This window comes from Oerskovia sp. 140933, assembly GCF_059651515.1.
Genome location: NZ_JAMXIO010000003.1, coordinates 143,737 through 157,334, shown reverse-complemented (window position 1 = coordinate 157,334; position 13,598 = coordinate 143,737). Strand labels below are relative to the sequence as shown.

Here is a 13,598-nt window from a genome sequence, read left to right as displayed (position 1 = left end):
GGTCGAGGTCGCCGCTCGTCAGGTCAGGACGAGTCTGCGGGGCGCGTCGGTGAACGTCAGGACGGGTTCGACGGCGAGCGCGTCACCGGCCGACTCCTTCCACCAGGCGATGTTGACCGCGTGCTTGGCGTAGGGGGACGAGGGGTCGGCGGCGAGGGCGAGCGCGACGTCGGACAGCAGGACGTCGTCGATGTAGCCCTGCGCGAGGGGGACGCCGGCGAGGAGGCGCCGGGTGCCCTTGAACCGTGGTCGGTGCTTGAGGCGTTTCGCGGTGTTGAGCAGCCGGTACGCGAGGCGCGGCGTGAACCGGGCGACGACCTCGGGGGCGTCGTCGAGCTGGTCGAGGACCCGGTCCGGGGAGAAGGTGAGCCCCCACGCCGCGGCCTCCCCCATCATCCACAGCAGCGCGACGTCGGACAGGCCCGACGACGCGTTCCCCCCTCCCACGTCGCTGTGGGCGCCCGGGAACCAGACCTGCTTGACGCCGCCGGGCCGGTCGTCGTCGGCCGGCACGTCCCACAGGCACGGCTCGAACGTGAGGCGCCGCTCGTCGATCGCGAGCGCCTGCCGCGCGCACTGGACCGAGCCCGACAGGCGCACGTCGTGGAACCTGCTCCGGCGGCGGGTGAGACCGGGAACACCCAGGGCGCCCACGGTGTCGAACACGCCGAGGAACGTGATGGGGACCTGCGGGTAGCAGTGCTCGTGGAACGCCGCGAGGCGGGCGCGCCGCCCCGGCGAGTGGTCGCGGTACAGGTCCTCGGCCTCCGCCAGCAGGTTCCCGGCCCGGCGCTGCGCGAGGGCGTCCGCCGTCAGCAGCCCGACGCTCGCGATCATGCCGGCGACGCTCCGCGCGGTGTACGCGCCCCGGCTGAAGCCGAACACGTAGATCTCGTCGTCGGGCTCGTAGTTGAGCGCGAGGTCGCGGTACCCGGCGACGACGTTGCGGCTCAGCCCGTACCCGAAGGCACCGCCCAGCAGGGCGTCGACCCGGTAGCCGCGGGCGCCGACCCCTTCGACCGAGAAGACCATCTGCTGGATGCCGTCGGGCCCTATCCCCGTGTGGACGGACCGGGCGATCTTCTCGATGTTCGACACGCTCGCCCTGACCGGTGAGTTCCACGTCCCGTCGCAGCACAGCACCAGGCGTTTCATGGCTCCTCCTCGAACCACCCCGCCGTCGTCGGCGGGCCTACCTGGAGGGAGAGTCGGCCGTCGCGGGCTGATGCGTCCTGCCGGTCAGTGGTGCACGTGCGCGGGCACCCCGGTGGACCCCTCGATCTCCGCCTCCGCGATGCCGAGCAGCCGGTCGGCCAGGGCGCGCAGCGCGCGGGCCGCGGCGACGTGGTCGCCGATGGCCTCGATGCCGGTGTCGCCGGGGTCCTTGCGAGCCCTGCCCACGGCATGGAGCTCGGCCGGGACGTCTCCGACCAGGATGGCCTCCGCCGTCGTGCGTCCTTCGCTCTCCACGAGGCTGACCTGGACGTGCCACGACTTCGAGTGCACGGGAACCGTGACCTCGTGCGCCTCGGCCCCCTCGACGGGCGCACGGACCATGGTGTCGGGGCCGGGGAACACGAGAGAGCGTTCGCCCGTGTCGGCCCACTCGACCAGGTAGGGCGGCGAGCCGTCCTCGTGCTGCACCTCGACGACCATGCCGTCGCGGACCGCGCCGCCGACCACCCCTGAGGCTCGGATGATCCTGTCTCCCACCGCTGCCTTCATCGCGCACCTCCTGGCTGAGGACCTTCTTCCATCATGCGCTCGGCGAGCCGCGCGCGAAAGCGCGCCGCGTGACGGCCGTACGGGGTCGCCCGGCCCGGGCGACCCGGCTCGACGCAGCCGGCGGCCCGGATCAGCGCAGCCGGCGCAGGAACTCCCGGGTGCGTTCGCGCTGCGGGTCCCCGAGGACCTGCTGGGGCGTGCCGCGCTCGTGCACTCGACCCTGGTGCAGGAACGCGACCTCGTCGGCGACCTCGCGCGCGAAGCCCATCTCGTGGGTCGCGACGAGCATGGTCACGCCCTCGGCCCGCAGGTCGGCGAGCAGGTCGAGGACCTCGCCCACGAGCTCGGGGTCGAGCGCCGAGGTGACCTCGTCGAGGAGCAGGAGCTCGGGCGAGGACACGAGCGCCCGCGCGATCGCGGCCCGCTGCTGCTCGCCGCCGCTGAGCTGGTCGGGGTAGGCCGTCATGCGGTGCGCGAGGCCGACACGGCGCAGCATGGCCTCGGCGGCGGCCTCCGCCTCGGCGCGACCCCGCTTGTGCACGAGGCGGGGCGCGAGGGTCACGTTGTCCATGACCTTCATGTGCGGGAACAGGTTGTACGACTGGAAGACGAGCCCCATGCGGGCCCGGACGGCGTTCGCGTCCAGGCGCGGGTCGGCCACGTCCTGCCCGTCGAGCAGGATCTCGCCGTCGTCGATCTCCTCGAGGAGGTTCACGACGCGCAGCAGCGTCGACTTGCCCGAGCCCGACGCCCCGACGAGCACGACGCAGCGGTGCTCGTCGACGTCGAGGTCGATCCCGTCGAGGACCAGGCGCTCGCCGTACGTCTTGCGGATCCCGCGCAGCGACAGCAGGTGGCTCATCGGATGGCCCCCGCGCCGCTCACGGTCGCGAGCGAACCGCGCCAGCCCTGGCGCGCCGAGTAGACGTCGACCACGCGCGTGAGCGGGATCGAGACGAGCAGGAACAGGACGCCCGCCACGACGTAGGGCGTGAAGTTGTAGCTGCCCGAGGCCGCGATCTGCGCGGCCCGGATCGCGTCCACCGCGCCCAGGATCGAGATGAGCCCCGAGTCCTTCTGGAGCGAGACGAGGTTGCTCGCGAGCGGTGCCGTCACGTGCCGCACGGCCTGGGGCAGGACGACCCTGCGGGTCGTCTGGGCCCGCGTCAGCCCGAGCGAGCGGGCGGCCGAGACCTGCGAGGGGTGCACCGACTCGATCCCGGCCCGGAACACCTCGGCCAGGTAGGCGGTGTACGTGAGGATGATCGCGAGCGCGCCGAGGAAGGCCCCGGAGGTCGGCAACCACTCGAGGCGCAGCGCCGGCAGGCCGAACCCGACGAGCAGGAGCACCAGGAGCAGCGGCACACCGCGGAACACGTCGACGTACGCGACCGCGAACGCGCGCAGCGGGAACAGGGCCGGGACGCGGCTCGTGCGGATCACGGCGAGCGTCATCCCGAGCACGACGCCGATCACCGACGCCACGACCCACACGCGCAGGTTGAGCCACAGGCCCTCGGCGATCGCGGGCAGCGAGTCCCACGCGCTCTGCGGGGAGAAGAACGCGTCGCGCGTGCGCTCCCAGCCGGGGGCCGTGGTCACCACGACGTACAGCACCACGACCACGAGCACGGTCGAGAGCGCGGAGACCCACGCGGCCCGACGGCGTCGCGCACGCCGGTAGGAGTCCCTCGCCACCGCGAGCGGTGACGGGGTCCAGCCCGCGCTCGCGGGGCGAGCGCCGTCGTCGGGCAAGCCGTCGTCCGCCGGTGCGACGCCCGGCGCGCCCCCGCTCACCTCAGCCCAGCTCGGGGATGTCGTCCGACTTGAGCCACGTCGTGCGCAGCTCGGCGAGCGTGCCGTCCTCCTCGAGCGAGTCGACCGCGGCCGAGACGCAGTCCGTGAGGACCGAGCCCAGGTCGAGGACCAGACCGTACTGCTCGACCGTGCCCTGGTCCGGCAGCGTGCCCACGACCACGGAGTCGGGGAAGTACTCGGTCGAGGCCGCGACGCCCTGGTCGACGTCCATGATCATCACGTCGATCGTGCCGGACTGCAGGGCCGTCATGCCGTCACCGGCACCGTTGAACGGGACGAGGTTCGCGTCCTCCCCGAACGCGGCCTTGGCGAGCGTGAGGCTCGTCTGGGCCGCCGTGACGCCGATGCGCAGGTCCTTGAGCTCGTCGAGCGTGGTGGCGCCCGCGTACGGGCCGGCCTCCTGCACGATCACGCCCTGGCGGGTCGTGAGGTACGGGCTGGAGAAGTCGACGGCCTGGCGACGCTCGTCCGAGATGGACGTCTGCCACGCCGCGAAGTCGAAGTCCTTGATGCTGGGGCTGACGATCTGCTCGAACGTCACGTGCTTCCACTCGACGTCGTCGGCGGCGTAGCCCAGGCGGTCGGCGACCTCGTAGACGAGCGCGGACTCGAAGCCCTCGCCGCTGTCGTGCTCGCCGATGTACCAGGGCGAGTACGCGTCGCCGGCCGCGACCGTCAGCGTGCCGTCCGTGCGCGTGGGCAGGGCGCCCGGCTCGCACTGTGCCGAGGCCCCGGTCCCGGCCGAGCCGGCGTCGGTCGAGGAGTCGTCGGCGGAGCAGCCCGCGAGGAGCAGGGCGGTCGAGACGGCTGCGACGGGCAGCACGGCGTTCAGGCGGCGCATGAGGACCTTCCGGGGGTCAGGGAGGGCGGCGAGGGGGCGCCGGCTGCCGCGGGTGCGCGTGCTGCCGGGACCCGCACCGACTCTACGCCGGTCCCGAGCGGTGAGACCCGGGTGCTCGCGACCGTGAGACGGTGGATCGCGTCACACCGGCTCAGTCCTCGGGCAGGTGGAGCGCGTCGAGGCGCCCCTCGGTGTCGAGCGACTCGAGGATCGAGCGCGCGATCTGGTCGAGCTGGTCGACCTGCTCCGGGGTGAGGCGGTCGATGATGTGCTCACGCACCGTCCCGACGTGGCCGGGGGCCGTCGCGACGACCTTCTGCCAGCCCGCGTCGGTCAGGACCGCGAGCGTCGCACGACGGTCCTCGGGGCAGGGCGTGCGCTCGACGTAACCGCGCCCCTCGAGGCGCTTCACGACGTGCGAGAGCCGCGGCAGGGTCGCGTTGGTCTTGAGCGCGAGGTCCGTCATGCGCAGCGTGCGGCCCTCCGCCTCGGAGAGCATCGCGAGCACGAGGTACTCGAAGTGGGTGAGCTGCGCGTCGCGCTGGAGCTGGGCGTCGAGCACCCCGGGGAGGAGCTCGGAGACGGCCTGGAGGCGCATCCAGGTCCGCAGCTCGCGGGGGGAGAGCCATCGCACGTCGTCGGTCATGGGACCAGTCTACCGGCAATGGTTGACACGACAACTAAGCGGGTCTACGTTAGTTGTATCAACAACCAATCGCGACGGGCTCCGGCCGGCGTCGCAGACCCGGAGGACCTCATGACCAGCATCACGATCATCGGCGCAGGGAACATCGCAGCAGGAGTGGCACGCATCGGCCTCGACGCCGGCGCCCAGGTCCAGGTGCTGGCGCGCGACGCCGAGAAGGCCGCAGCCCTCGGCTCGGGCGAGTCGTTCACCTCGGGCGTCGTCGGCGACGAGATCACGGGCGAGCTCGTCGTCCTCGCCCTCCCCTACCCGGCCGTGCCCGAGGTCCTGGCGCAGTACGCCGGCCGGCTCGACGGCAAGGTCCTGGTCGACCCGACCAACCCCGTCGACTTCGCGACGTTCGACTCCCTCGTCGTGCCCGCCGACTCCTCGGCCGCCGCCCAGATCGCCGCGCTCGCCCCGACCACCAGGGTCGTCAAGGCGTTCAACACGAACTTCGCCTCGACCCTCGCGAGCGGCAAGGTCGCCGACCAGTCGACCACGGTCCTGGTCGCAGGCGACGACAACGACGCCAAGGCGACGCTCGTCGACCTCGTCCGCGCGGGCGGCCTCAAGGGCGTCGACGCCGGCTCCCTCAAGCGGGCCCGCGAGCTCGAGGCCCTCGGGTTCGTGCAGATGACCCTCGCCGGCTCCGGCGCCACCCAGTGGACGACCGGCTTCACGCTCGCCGACTGACGCAGCACCCCGTCCCCGACGGGGAATGACGAAGGCCCGGTTCAGCATTCCTGCTGAACCGGGCCTTCCTGAGTAGCGGGGGCAGGATTTGAACCTGCGACCTCTGGGTTATGAGCCCAGCGAGCTACCGAGCTGCTCCACCCCGCGTCGGTGAACACCACCTTACGGGAGTTGGGCCGAGGCGCCAAATCGGGCGCCTCGCCGACGCGCCGGGCGCGGCCCGGCGCGTCAGGGCCGCGGCTCGACGACCCCGAGCCCGAACCGGAACACCCGCTCCTCGCCCGGCTCGAGCCGCACGTCCTGGGCGCAGTCCGCGCGGTTGAACGCGTTCGTGAGGGTCTCGACGGGTTCGAGGGCGATGGCGGCACGTGCCCGCTCGCCCAGCCCGTCGCCCGTGTAGACGTGCATGGCGCCGCGCTCCTGCCACGCCTCGAGGCCGGCGCCCGTCGCCGGGTCGAGGACGCGGGTGCGCGCCCGCCCGTCGGCGTCGGGGACGAGGTCCGTGAACGCGGTGTCGAGGCACGTCCCGTCGAGCGGCACCGGCCCGACGGCGCCACGCGCCACCCGGGCCGCCTCGCCGTCGAGCGGGATCATGCGGGCGTCCGTCGCGACCGTCGCGCGGGCGGGGACGTGCAGCTCCAGGCCGTCGACCGTGTCGTGGCCGGGGACCCGAACGTACGGGTGCCACCCCGCGGCGACCGGGGCCGCTCGGAGACCCACGTTGCTGAAGGACCAGGTGACGTCGAGGGTCCGCTCGGTCAGCTCGAAGCGGATGCGGGTCTCGAGGTCGAACGGGTAGCCGGCGACGTCGGCGGCCCCGATGCCGACCCCGAGGGTCAGGACGACCGGGTCCGCGACGCCCGACCCCTGGTCGCCGGACCCTGCCGCCTCGGCCACGACCTCCCAGTCGAGGAGCCGCGCGAACCCGTGCATGGTCTGGGGCTCTCCCGGGGCGACGGGCGGGACGTGGTGCGTGACGCCGTCGAACACGAAGGTGCCGTCCGCGACGCGGTTGGTGAACGGGAACATGAGCCCCGACCGGGTGGCGTCCTGGGCGAGCAGCGCACGCTCGCTCGTGTAGCCGTCGACGAGGTCGGCGATGCCCTGCGGCGCGGAGCGCGGCCCCCAGGGCGCCCTCCAGGCCAGGACCGTCGCACCGCGCAGGGCGACCACGAGCTCGGCGCCCGACGGGTGGGCGAGCGTCACCGTCGGCAGCGCGCCGAGCGTTCCCTCGACGATGTAAGCGTTGCTGCAAACGGTTGCACTGGTCATGAGGCCCCATGTTTGCCTGCCGCACCGCAAATGACAACCTGACCGACCCCGCCCCTGCCCGAGACGACGGACGCCGCCCCCGACCCTCAGGTCAGGAGCGGCGTCCGTCGTCGACCCCCTGGTCACCCCAGGGGCGACCACCAGGTCACCCGTGTCACGGGGTCGCGGTGCCCAGCGACTCCTCGGCCGCGATCGCCGTCTCGAGCGCGGACTGCAGACGTTCCTGCGCCTCGCCGTAGGCGGCGAAGTCACCGTCGGCGAGAGCCGTCTGGCCGTCCTTGATCGCCTGGTTGGCGGCCTGGAGCGCCTGGTCGAGCTGCGCGCGCGCCTCGGGGTTCTCCGTACCGGTGCCGGGCGTCGTCGTGCCCGTCCCCGGGTCGGTGCCGGTGTCGCCGGTGCCCTCGTCGGGAGGCGTGACCGTCTCGTCCGTCGGGATCTCCGGCAGGACCTCGCCACCGGCATCCCCGGCATTGGCACCCGACTCGCCGCCGAAGACCTGGTTGAGCGCCTCGTCGAGCGTGTCGGCGAACCCGACCTGGTCGCCGAAGCTGACCAGCACCTTGCGCAGGAGCGGGAACTTGGTCCCCTCCGACGCCTGGACGTACACCGGCTGCACATAGAGCAGACCGCCGCCCACCGGGAGCGTGAGCAGGTTGCCGTGGATCACGGTCGAGTTGCCGCGGCTGAGGATGTTCAGCTCGTTGGACACCGTGGGGTCCGAGTCGAACGTGTTCTGCACCTGCCCCGGTCCGGGGACCGTGGCGTTGCGCGGCAGCTCGAGGAGCCTGAGCTTGCCGTACGACTCGGCCTTGACGCCGGCGGTGCTCCCGGCCTCCGCGTCCACCGCGAGGAACCCGGTCAGGATCTCTCGGTCGGAGTTGCCACCCGGGATGAACGTCGTCATGAGGGAGAACGCGGGGTCCTCCTGACCGGGCATCTGCAGCGTCAGGTAGTACGGCGGCTGGTACGGCTTGGTGCCGGTCCCGCGGACCGTGGGGTCGCGCGGGACGTTCCAGAAGTCCTGACCGGAGAAGAACTCGCGGGCGTCGTCCACGTGGTAGCTCGTGAGCAGCGCGCGCTGGACCTTGAACATGTCCTCGGGGTAGCGCAGGTGGCTCATGAGGTCGCCGCTGATCTCGGAGATCGGCTTGAGCGACGTCGGGAACACGTTGTCCCACGCCTGGAGGATGGGGTCCTCGGTGTCCCACGCGTACAGGTCGACCGAACCGTCGTAGGCGTCGACCGTGGCCTTGACCGAGTTGCGGATGTAGTTGACCTGCTGCGGCGCGAGCGCCGCGACCGACTGCGAGTTGACCGTCAGGGTGTCCTGGGTCGCCTCGTCGAGCGGGCGCGAGGCCGAGTACGGGTAGGAGTTCGTCGTGGTGTAGCCGTCGACGATCCACTTGACCCGACCGTCCACGACGGCGGGGTACACCTTGCCGTCGAGCGTCAGGTACGGCGCGACCTTGGCGACGCGGTCGCGCGGCGACCGGTCGTAGAGGATCTGCGACTCGTCCGTGACACGGTCCGAGAACAGGATCTGCTCCGAGCCGAACTTCAGGGCGTAGAGCAGCTTGTTGCCGAACGACCCGACGCTCGGGCCCGCGACGGCCCCGTCCTCGGCACCGAACGTGTTGTTGACCTGGCCACCGGCCTCGTCGTCCGGGTAGTCGAACTCCCACGGCTTGGTGCCGTCCGGGGCCCCGACGATCGAGTACTGGGTCGAGTCCGGGCTGAAGTAGATGCGCGGCTCGTACTCGGGCAGCGAACCGACCGACGGGATGTCGCCCTCGTAGAACGCGGGCTGGCCGCCCGGGCCGATCTGGTTGCCGTACGCGGCCACCACGCCGTACCCGTGCGTGTAGACCGTGTGGTCGTTGACCCAGTTGCGCTGGCTCGCGCCCAGGCCCTCGAGGTTGAGCTCACGGACCGCGATCACGGTGTCGCGGCTCTGACCGTCGATCATGTACCGGTCGACCGAGAGGGTCTCCTGGAAGTTGTAGTACTGCTTGTTCTGCTGGAGCTGGCGGAACGTCGGGCTGACGATCTGCGGGTCGAGCAGGCGGATGGACGCCGTGGTGTCGGCGTCCGCGCGCAGCGCCCCGGCCTCGGCCTGGGTCTTCGCGTCGTAGTTGGACGCCTCGACGCCGTCCAGCCCGAACGCGGTCTTGGTCGCGTCGATGTTCCGCTGGATGTACTCGGCCTCGAACTCCTGCGCGTTCGGGTTGACCTGGAAACGCTGGACGACGGCCGGGTAGATCCCGCCGATCGCGATCGCGGAGACGACCATGAGGCCCACGCCGATCGCGGGCATGCGCCAGTTCCCGCGGATCGCGGTCGCGACGAACAGCAGCGCCACCAGGATCGCGACGCCGGTCAGGATCGCCTTCGACGGGATCACGGCGTTGACGTCGGCGTACGAGGCACCGTCGAACTTGTCACCCGTCGTGGTCAGGAGCGAGTACCGGTCGAGCCAGTAGTTGGCGCCGATGAGCAGCATGAGCACCGCGGCCGTGACCGAGAGCTGCACGCGTGCAGCCTGCGTGGTGCGCGGCCCGCTGCCGGGACCGCCGCCGATGCGCAGCCCGCCGTACAGGTAGTGGGTCGCGAGCGCGCCGATGCCGGCGATGACGACGGCCGCCATGAGGAAGCCGACGGCGAAGCGCAGCACGGGCAGCGTGAAGACGAAGAACGAGATGTCCAGGCCCCACTGCGGGTCCTTGGTCCCGAACGGCACCGAGTTCAGGGCCAGCAGCACCGTGCTCCACTGCGAGGACGCGGCCGCCCCCGCGAAGAAGCCGATGAGCGCGGGGCCCGCGATCGTCACGACCTTGCGCAACGGCTCGATGGCCTCGCGGTACTGGTCGAGGGTGGCCTGCTCGGGCGTCGAGGGCGCGTAGATGGGGCGCGACCTGTACGCGAGCGAGAGCGACAGGAAGACGAGCCCTCCCATCACCAGGAAGCCCCCGACGAACAGCGCCGCGCGGGTCCCCCACTCGGTCCACAGGACGTCCTCGAAGCCCAGCTGGGTGAACCAGAGGACCTCGGTCCAGAACTGCGCGAGCAGGAACAGGAGGAGGACGAGAGCGGCCACGACGGCAACGGCAATGCCGAGCGGGCTGCGTCGTCGGTGAGAGCCGGCCTCGCGCCCTGCGGGGCGTTTCGGCGCTGCGGCGAATGACACGGTGGGCTTACCTCTTTGCGTTCGGTCGAGCGTCAGGTCGTCGGGCGTCGGTGCCAGTCCCGGCCGGGCCCGGTGACCACCGGATTCACAGGCGGTCCACAGTCTCGACAGGGTCAGGCCACAGGCCGTCCATCTCGTCAACGGCCCACAGCGGTTCCAGGTTCCCACACGTCCCCGGACGGGACCTGCCGACTGCCCCGACGCCGTCGGGCCTGACATGCTGGGGACATGGCAGACACCACCTCCCCCGCACCCGACCAGCCCGCACCGAGCACGTCCGGTGCCGCCGACGACGCCCCCGCACCGATCGTCCCCCTCGCCCAGCTCGCCCTCGCCGACGCCGTGCGCGACGTCGAGGCGCACGTCGCGGCCGACGGCTGGGACGCTCCCCCGCGCGTCTTCGCGCTGGTCCGCACGGCCGACGCGATGGCCGCCGACCCGAGCCTGGCCGACCGCCTCCCGCCCGAGGTCGTGACCGCGGCGCGCGGCATCCCCGACCACCTGGTCTCGGTCGAGCAGGAGGGTCTGCCCGACGTCGACACGCTCGAGGACCTGCTCGCCGGGATCTCCTGGCCGGACACGGTCGACGGCGCCGCGATCGTCGCCGAGCGCGTCATCCTCCCGCCCTCGGCCGAGGAGGGGCTGCCGAGCGACCCCGCGGCCGCGCTCGCCTACCTGTCCTCGCACCCGGACCGTCAGGACGTGCGCCTCGCGGTCGGGGTCCTGCGCGACGGCACGCCCTGGTGCGCGGTGCGCACGCGTACCGACGACGGTGGCGACGTCGCGTTCGGCCCGGACCTGGTCCCCGGCCTGATCGAGGGGTTGCGCGCGACGTTCGAGTAACCCGTCTCCCCGGGGCGCCTGCCACCCCGGGCGGCACCCGGCGCGCGCAGGCGCACCGTGCCGACGTGCAGGACGGGTGAGGGGCCGGACGACCACGTCGTCCGGCCCCTCGCGTCGTGCCCGCTCCCCGGCGCCGCCGGGACGTTCAGGGCGTGCAGGTCGGCAGGCTCTCGCCCTTGCCCTCGCCGATCGCGACCATCGCGTCGCGGGCCTCGTCGAGCGTCGAGACCTTGACGACGTGCAGGCCCTCGGGCACGTTCCCGACGACCTCGGCACAGTTCGCCTCGGGCGCGAGGAACCACGAGGCACCGTCCCGCAGGGCACCGTAGAGCTTCTGCTGGATGCCGCCGATGGGCCCCACGTCCCCCTCGACGCTCATGGTCCCGGTCCCGGCGATGACCTCGCCGTTCGCCTCGTCCTCGGGCGTGAGCCGGTCGATGATGCCGAGCGCGAACATGGTGCCCGCGCTGGGGCCGCCGATGTCCTCGATCTGGATCTTCACGTCGATCGGCAGATCGAACGCCGGGTCGATGAAGACCCCGAGGATCGCCTTGCCGTCGGCCTCCTGCGTCGTGATCGTCAGGTCCTCGGTCTCGCCGCCGCGCTCGACCCCCAGGACGACGTCGTCGCCCGGCGTGACGGTCGCGAGCTCGTCGATGAGGTCCTGGTACGTCACGACGTCCTTGCCGTTGACGGTCGTGATGACGTCGCCGGCCTCGACGACGCCCTCCGCGCCCGTGCCCTGGGCGGCGCCCTGGATCGTGAGCGCCGCGGGCACCTCGTAGCCCAGCTCGGTCAGCGCGGCGACGGTCGCGGTCTCCTGCGAGGAGACCATCTCCTGCTGGCTCTCCTGCTCGGACTTCTCCTGGGTCACGTCGCGCGGGAACGTCTCCTCGACGGGCCGCACCGAGTGCGACTGCTCGGCCCACCCGTCGATGACCTGCACGAAGTTCGCGGGGTAGCCCGGACCGCCCGCGACCGACACGGTCGTGAGCAGGAGCTCGCCGGTCGAGTCGTAGGTCTCGGCGCCCTCGATCTGGATGAGGTCCTGGTCGTGCTGCGCACCGAGCGTGTCCTGGGTGGGGCCCGGCGAGCGCACGACGTAGGGCGCGGGCATGACGGCGAGGCCCGCGACCAGGAGGGTCGTGGCCAGCACGGAGATGCCGAGCGTGAGCGAGCGGCGCGTCACGGGCGGCGGCGTGTAGTCCTCGTCGTCCGGCGCCGGGCCGAACGGGTCGGCGCCGACCGCGGGGTCGTGCGGTTCTCGGGGGGCGAACGGTTCTGTCACGTCGCTATCATCCCCGAGAATCCTGGACGTTCGCTGGCGGTCCGCCGGGAGGAACCTGCTCCGGCCCGACGGCGCCGCTCCCCGCAGGCGATCGGGTCACCCGTCGCGCGCCGTCCGGGGCCCCACGGACCCGGGACCTCGCGCACGGGCGCGTCACCGCCGTCGGGCCTGGCGCCAGATCGCCGCCGTGCCCAGGAGCGCGACCGCGGCCCCCGCCGCGCCGAGCGCCGCCGCGTCCCGGCCCCCCACCCGGCGCCCGACCAGCGCGATCCGCCCGCGTACCTCCGTCATGAGGACGTCGACGCCCTGCGCGCTCGACCACACGGGCTCCCAGCCGGCCGTGTGCAGGCCGCGCGCGGTGACCGTCCACGGGTGCACCACGTACGCGAGGTCGCTCGCCGGGGAGGGCAGGACCCCCACGCGGTGCAACCGTTCGGCGGCGCCGAACGCGGTCGCCGCGGGCAGCGTCACGGTCGCGAGCCCGGTCCGCTCGGCGAGCTCGGCGGGCAGCACGACGTCCGGCTCGCCGTCCACGAGGGGTCCGACCGTGAACGCCCCCGACAGGCCCCGGGCGGCGGCGACGCGGACGGCCGACGCGAGGTCGTCGGTGTGCAGCAGCTGCCAGGGCCGGTCGCTGCCCTTGACCGTGAGGAGCCGCGGGGCCTCGAAGTGCCGGGTCAGGATCGTGTCGACGCCCGGCCCGACGACCATCGCGGGGCGCAGGACCGCGAGCCGGACCTGCGACCGTCCCGTCGGGGCGTCGCCGGGAGACGTGGGAGGGGCACCGGCCGACGCGTCACCGAGCTCCTCGACGAGCGCCTCCTCGAACGCGACCAGGTCGGCGACGAACCCCGCCGCGTCGGGCGAGACCGGGTCGCCGTCCTCGATGTCCGGACGGTCGGCGCTCGCCCCGTGCACCGTCGCGGACGTCACGGCCACCACCTGCTCGACGCCGTGCTGCACCGCGGCCCGCGCGACGCGCCGCGCCTGCTCGACGAGGTGCGCCTGCCGCGGCACGCCCTTGACCACCTTGACGCCGAACTCGCCGGCGGGAGCCACCACCACGAGAACCCGGGCACCGTCGAGCCACGGGGCCGACAGGTCGTTCGCCTCGGCCGGCGCGTTCTCGGGCCCGCGCCCGCCCAGCGCCTCGCGCAGGACCGCGGCGACACGCCCCTCGCCCACGACGACGATCACCTCGTCGGCGCTGCGCCGTGAGCGAACCAGGCCCTCCGACATGCCTCGG

At 72.6% G+C, this 13,598-nt stretch carries 12 protein-coding genes and 1 tRNA gene; 2 read left to right on the top strand and 11 right to left on the bottom strand.

Annotated features, from left to right (window positions below; translation table 11 throughout):
* Nucleotides 1-18: 18 nt before the first annotated feature.
* From NHG27_RS03050 to NHG27_RS03025, 6 genes are all read right to left on the bottom strand, one after another.
* Nucleotides 19-1,155 (bottom strand): T6SS phospholipase effector Tle1-like catalytic domain-containing protein, encoded by a 1,137-nt coding sequence (locus NHG27_RS03050; RefSeq protein ID WP_497014697.1) that lies wholly within the window; start codon nt 1,153-1,155, stop codon nt 19-21.
* Between the two features lie 84 nt (nt 1,156-1,239).
* The gene (locus tag NHG27_RS03045; protein WP_193720081.1) at nt 1,240-1,725 is read right to left on the bottom strand and encodes a dsRBD fold-containing protein; all 486 of its coding nucleotides are present in this window, start codon (nt 1,723-1,725) and stop codon (nt 1,240-1,242) included.
* Between the two features lie 130 nt (nt 1,726-1,855).
* On the bottom strand, nt 1,856-2,587 hold the full coding sequence (locus tag NHG27_RS03040; RefSeq protein ID WP_497014696.1) for an amino acid ABC transporter ATP-binding protein: 732 nt from the start codon (nt 2,585-2,587) through the stop codon (nt 1,856-1,858).
* Nucleotides 2,584-3,480 carry an amino acid ABC transporter permease gene (locus tag NHG27_RS03035; protein ID WP_193720144.1) on the bottom strand — a complete coding sequence of 299 codons (897 nt, stop codon included), beginning with the start codon at nt 3,478-3,480 and terminating at the stop codon, nt 2,584-2,586. Before NHG27_RS03035 ends, NHG27_RS03040 begins: the two co-directional genes overlap by 4 nt.
* Nucleotides 3,481-3,523: 43 nt before the next feature.
* Nucleotides 3,524-4,384, bottom strand: a complete 861-nt coding sequence (locus tag NHG27_RS03030; protein WP_497014695.1) for an ABC transporter substrate-binding protein — start codon at nt 4,382-4,384, stop codon at nt 3,524-3,526.
* A gap of 151 nt (nt 4,385-4,535) precedes the next feature.
* The gene (locus NHG27_RS03025) at nt 4,536-5,030 is read right to left on the bottom strand and encodes a MarR family winged helix-turn-helix transcriptional regulator (RefSeq protein WP_193720078.1); all 495 of its coding nucleotides are present in this window, start codon (nt 5,028-5,030) and stop codon (nt 4,536-4,538) included.
* Nucleotides 5,031-5,141: 111 nt separating this feature from the next.
* On the opposite strand from NHG27_RS03025, the gene NHG27_RS03020 reads away from it, so the two are divergent.
* A complete protein-coding gene (locus NHG27_RS03020) occupies nt 5,142-5,765 on the top strand; it encodes an NADPH-dependent F420 reductase (RefSeq protein WP_497014694.1) in 624 nt (207 codons plus the stop codon).
* A 73-nt stretch (nt 5,766-5,838) separates the two neighbouring features.
* Here the strand turns inward: NHG27_RS03020 and NHG27_RS03015 are convergent.
* From NHG27_RS03015 to NHG27_RS03005, 3 genes are all read right to left on the bottom strand, one after another.
* A tRNA-Met gene (locus tag NHG27_RS03015) sits at nt 5,839-5,912 on the bottom strand.
* Nucleotides 5,913-5,993: 81 nt separating this feature from the next.
* Nucleotides 5,994-7,037: an aldose 1-epimerase gene (locus NHG27_RS03010; protein WP_497014693.1), complete on the bottom strand. Its 1,044-nt coding sequence runs from the start codon at nt 7,035-7,037 to the stop codon at nt 5,994-5,996.
* 154 nt (nt 7,038-7,191) lie between these two features.
* A complete protein-coding gene (locus NHG27_RS03005; protein ID WP_497014692.1) occupies nt 7,192-10,221 on the bottom strand; it encodes a UPF0182 family membrane protein in 3,030 nt (1,009 codons plus the stop codon).
* A gap of 228 nt (nt 10,222-10,449) precedes the next feature.
* Here NHG27_RS03005 and NHG27_RS03000 point away from each other — a divergent pair, with 228 nt between their 5' ends.
* The gene (locus NHG27_RS03000; RefSeq protein ID WP_227748523.1) at nt 10,450-11,064 is read left to right on the top strand and encodes a PPA1309 family protein; all 615 of its coding nucleotides are present in this window, start codon (nt 10,450-10,452) and stop codon (nt 11,062-11,064) included.
* 145 nt (nt 11,065-11,209) lie between these two features.
* Here the strand turns inward: NHG27_RS03000 and NHG27_RS02995 are convergent, their stop codons facing one another.
* Nucleotides 11,210-12,352, bottom strand: coding sequence for a YlbL family protein (locus NHG27_RS02995; RefSeq protein ID WP_497014691.1), 1,143 nt, complete (start codon nt 12,350-12,352; stop codon nt 11,210-11,212).
* 153 nt (nt 12,353-12,505) lie between these two features.
* On the bottom strand, nt 12,506-13,591 hold the full coding sequence (locus NHG27_RS02990) for a Rossmann-fold NAD(P)-binding domain-containing protein (protein ID WP_497014690.1): 1,086 nt from the start codon (nt 13,589-13,591) through the stop codon (nt 12,506-12,508).
* Between the last annotated feature and the right edge of the window lie 7 nt (nt 13,592-13,598).

Excerpts from the sequence above, each read along its gene's own strand:
- NHG27_RS02990 (WP_497014690.1), bottom strand. The coding sequence starts at position 13,591 with ATGTCGGAGGGCCTGGTTCGCTCACGGCGCAGCGCCGACGAGGTGATC.
- NHG27_RS03025 (WP_193720078.1), bottom strand. The coding sequence starts at position 5,030 with ATGACCGACGACGTGCGATGGCTCTCCCCCCGCGAGCTGCGGACCTGG.
- NHG27_RS03030 (WP_497014695.1), bottom strand. The coding sequence starts at position 4,384 with ATGCGCCGCCTGAACGCCGTGCTGCCCGTCGCAGCCGTCTCGACCGCC.
- NHG27_RS03010 (WP_497014693.1), bottom strand. The coding sequence starts at position 7,037 with ATGACCAGTGCAACCGTTTGCAGCAACGCTTACATCGTCGAGGGAACG.
- NHG27_RS03050 (WP_497014697.1), bottom strand. The coding sequence starts at position 1,155 with ATGAAACGCCTGGTGCTGTGCTGCGACGGGACGTGGAACTCACCGGTC.
- NHG27_RS03020 (WP_497014694.1), top strand. The coding sequence starts at position 5,142 with ATGACCAGCATCACGATCATCGGCGCAGGGAACATCGCAGCAGGAGTG.
- NHG27_RS03000 (WP_227748523.1), top strand. The coding sequence starts at position 10,450 with ATGGCAGACACCACCTCCCCCGCACCCGACCAGCCCGCACCGAGCACG.
- NHG27_RS03040 (WP_497014696.1), bottom strand. The coding sequence starts at position 2,587 with ATGAGCCACCTGCTGTCGCTGCGCGGGATCCGCAAGACGTACGGCGAG.
- NHG27_RS03045 (WP_193720081.1), bottom strand. The coding sequence starts at position 1,725 with ATGAAGGCAGCGGTGGGAGACAGGATCATCCGAGCCTCAGGGGTGGTC.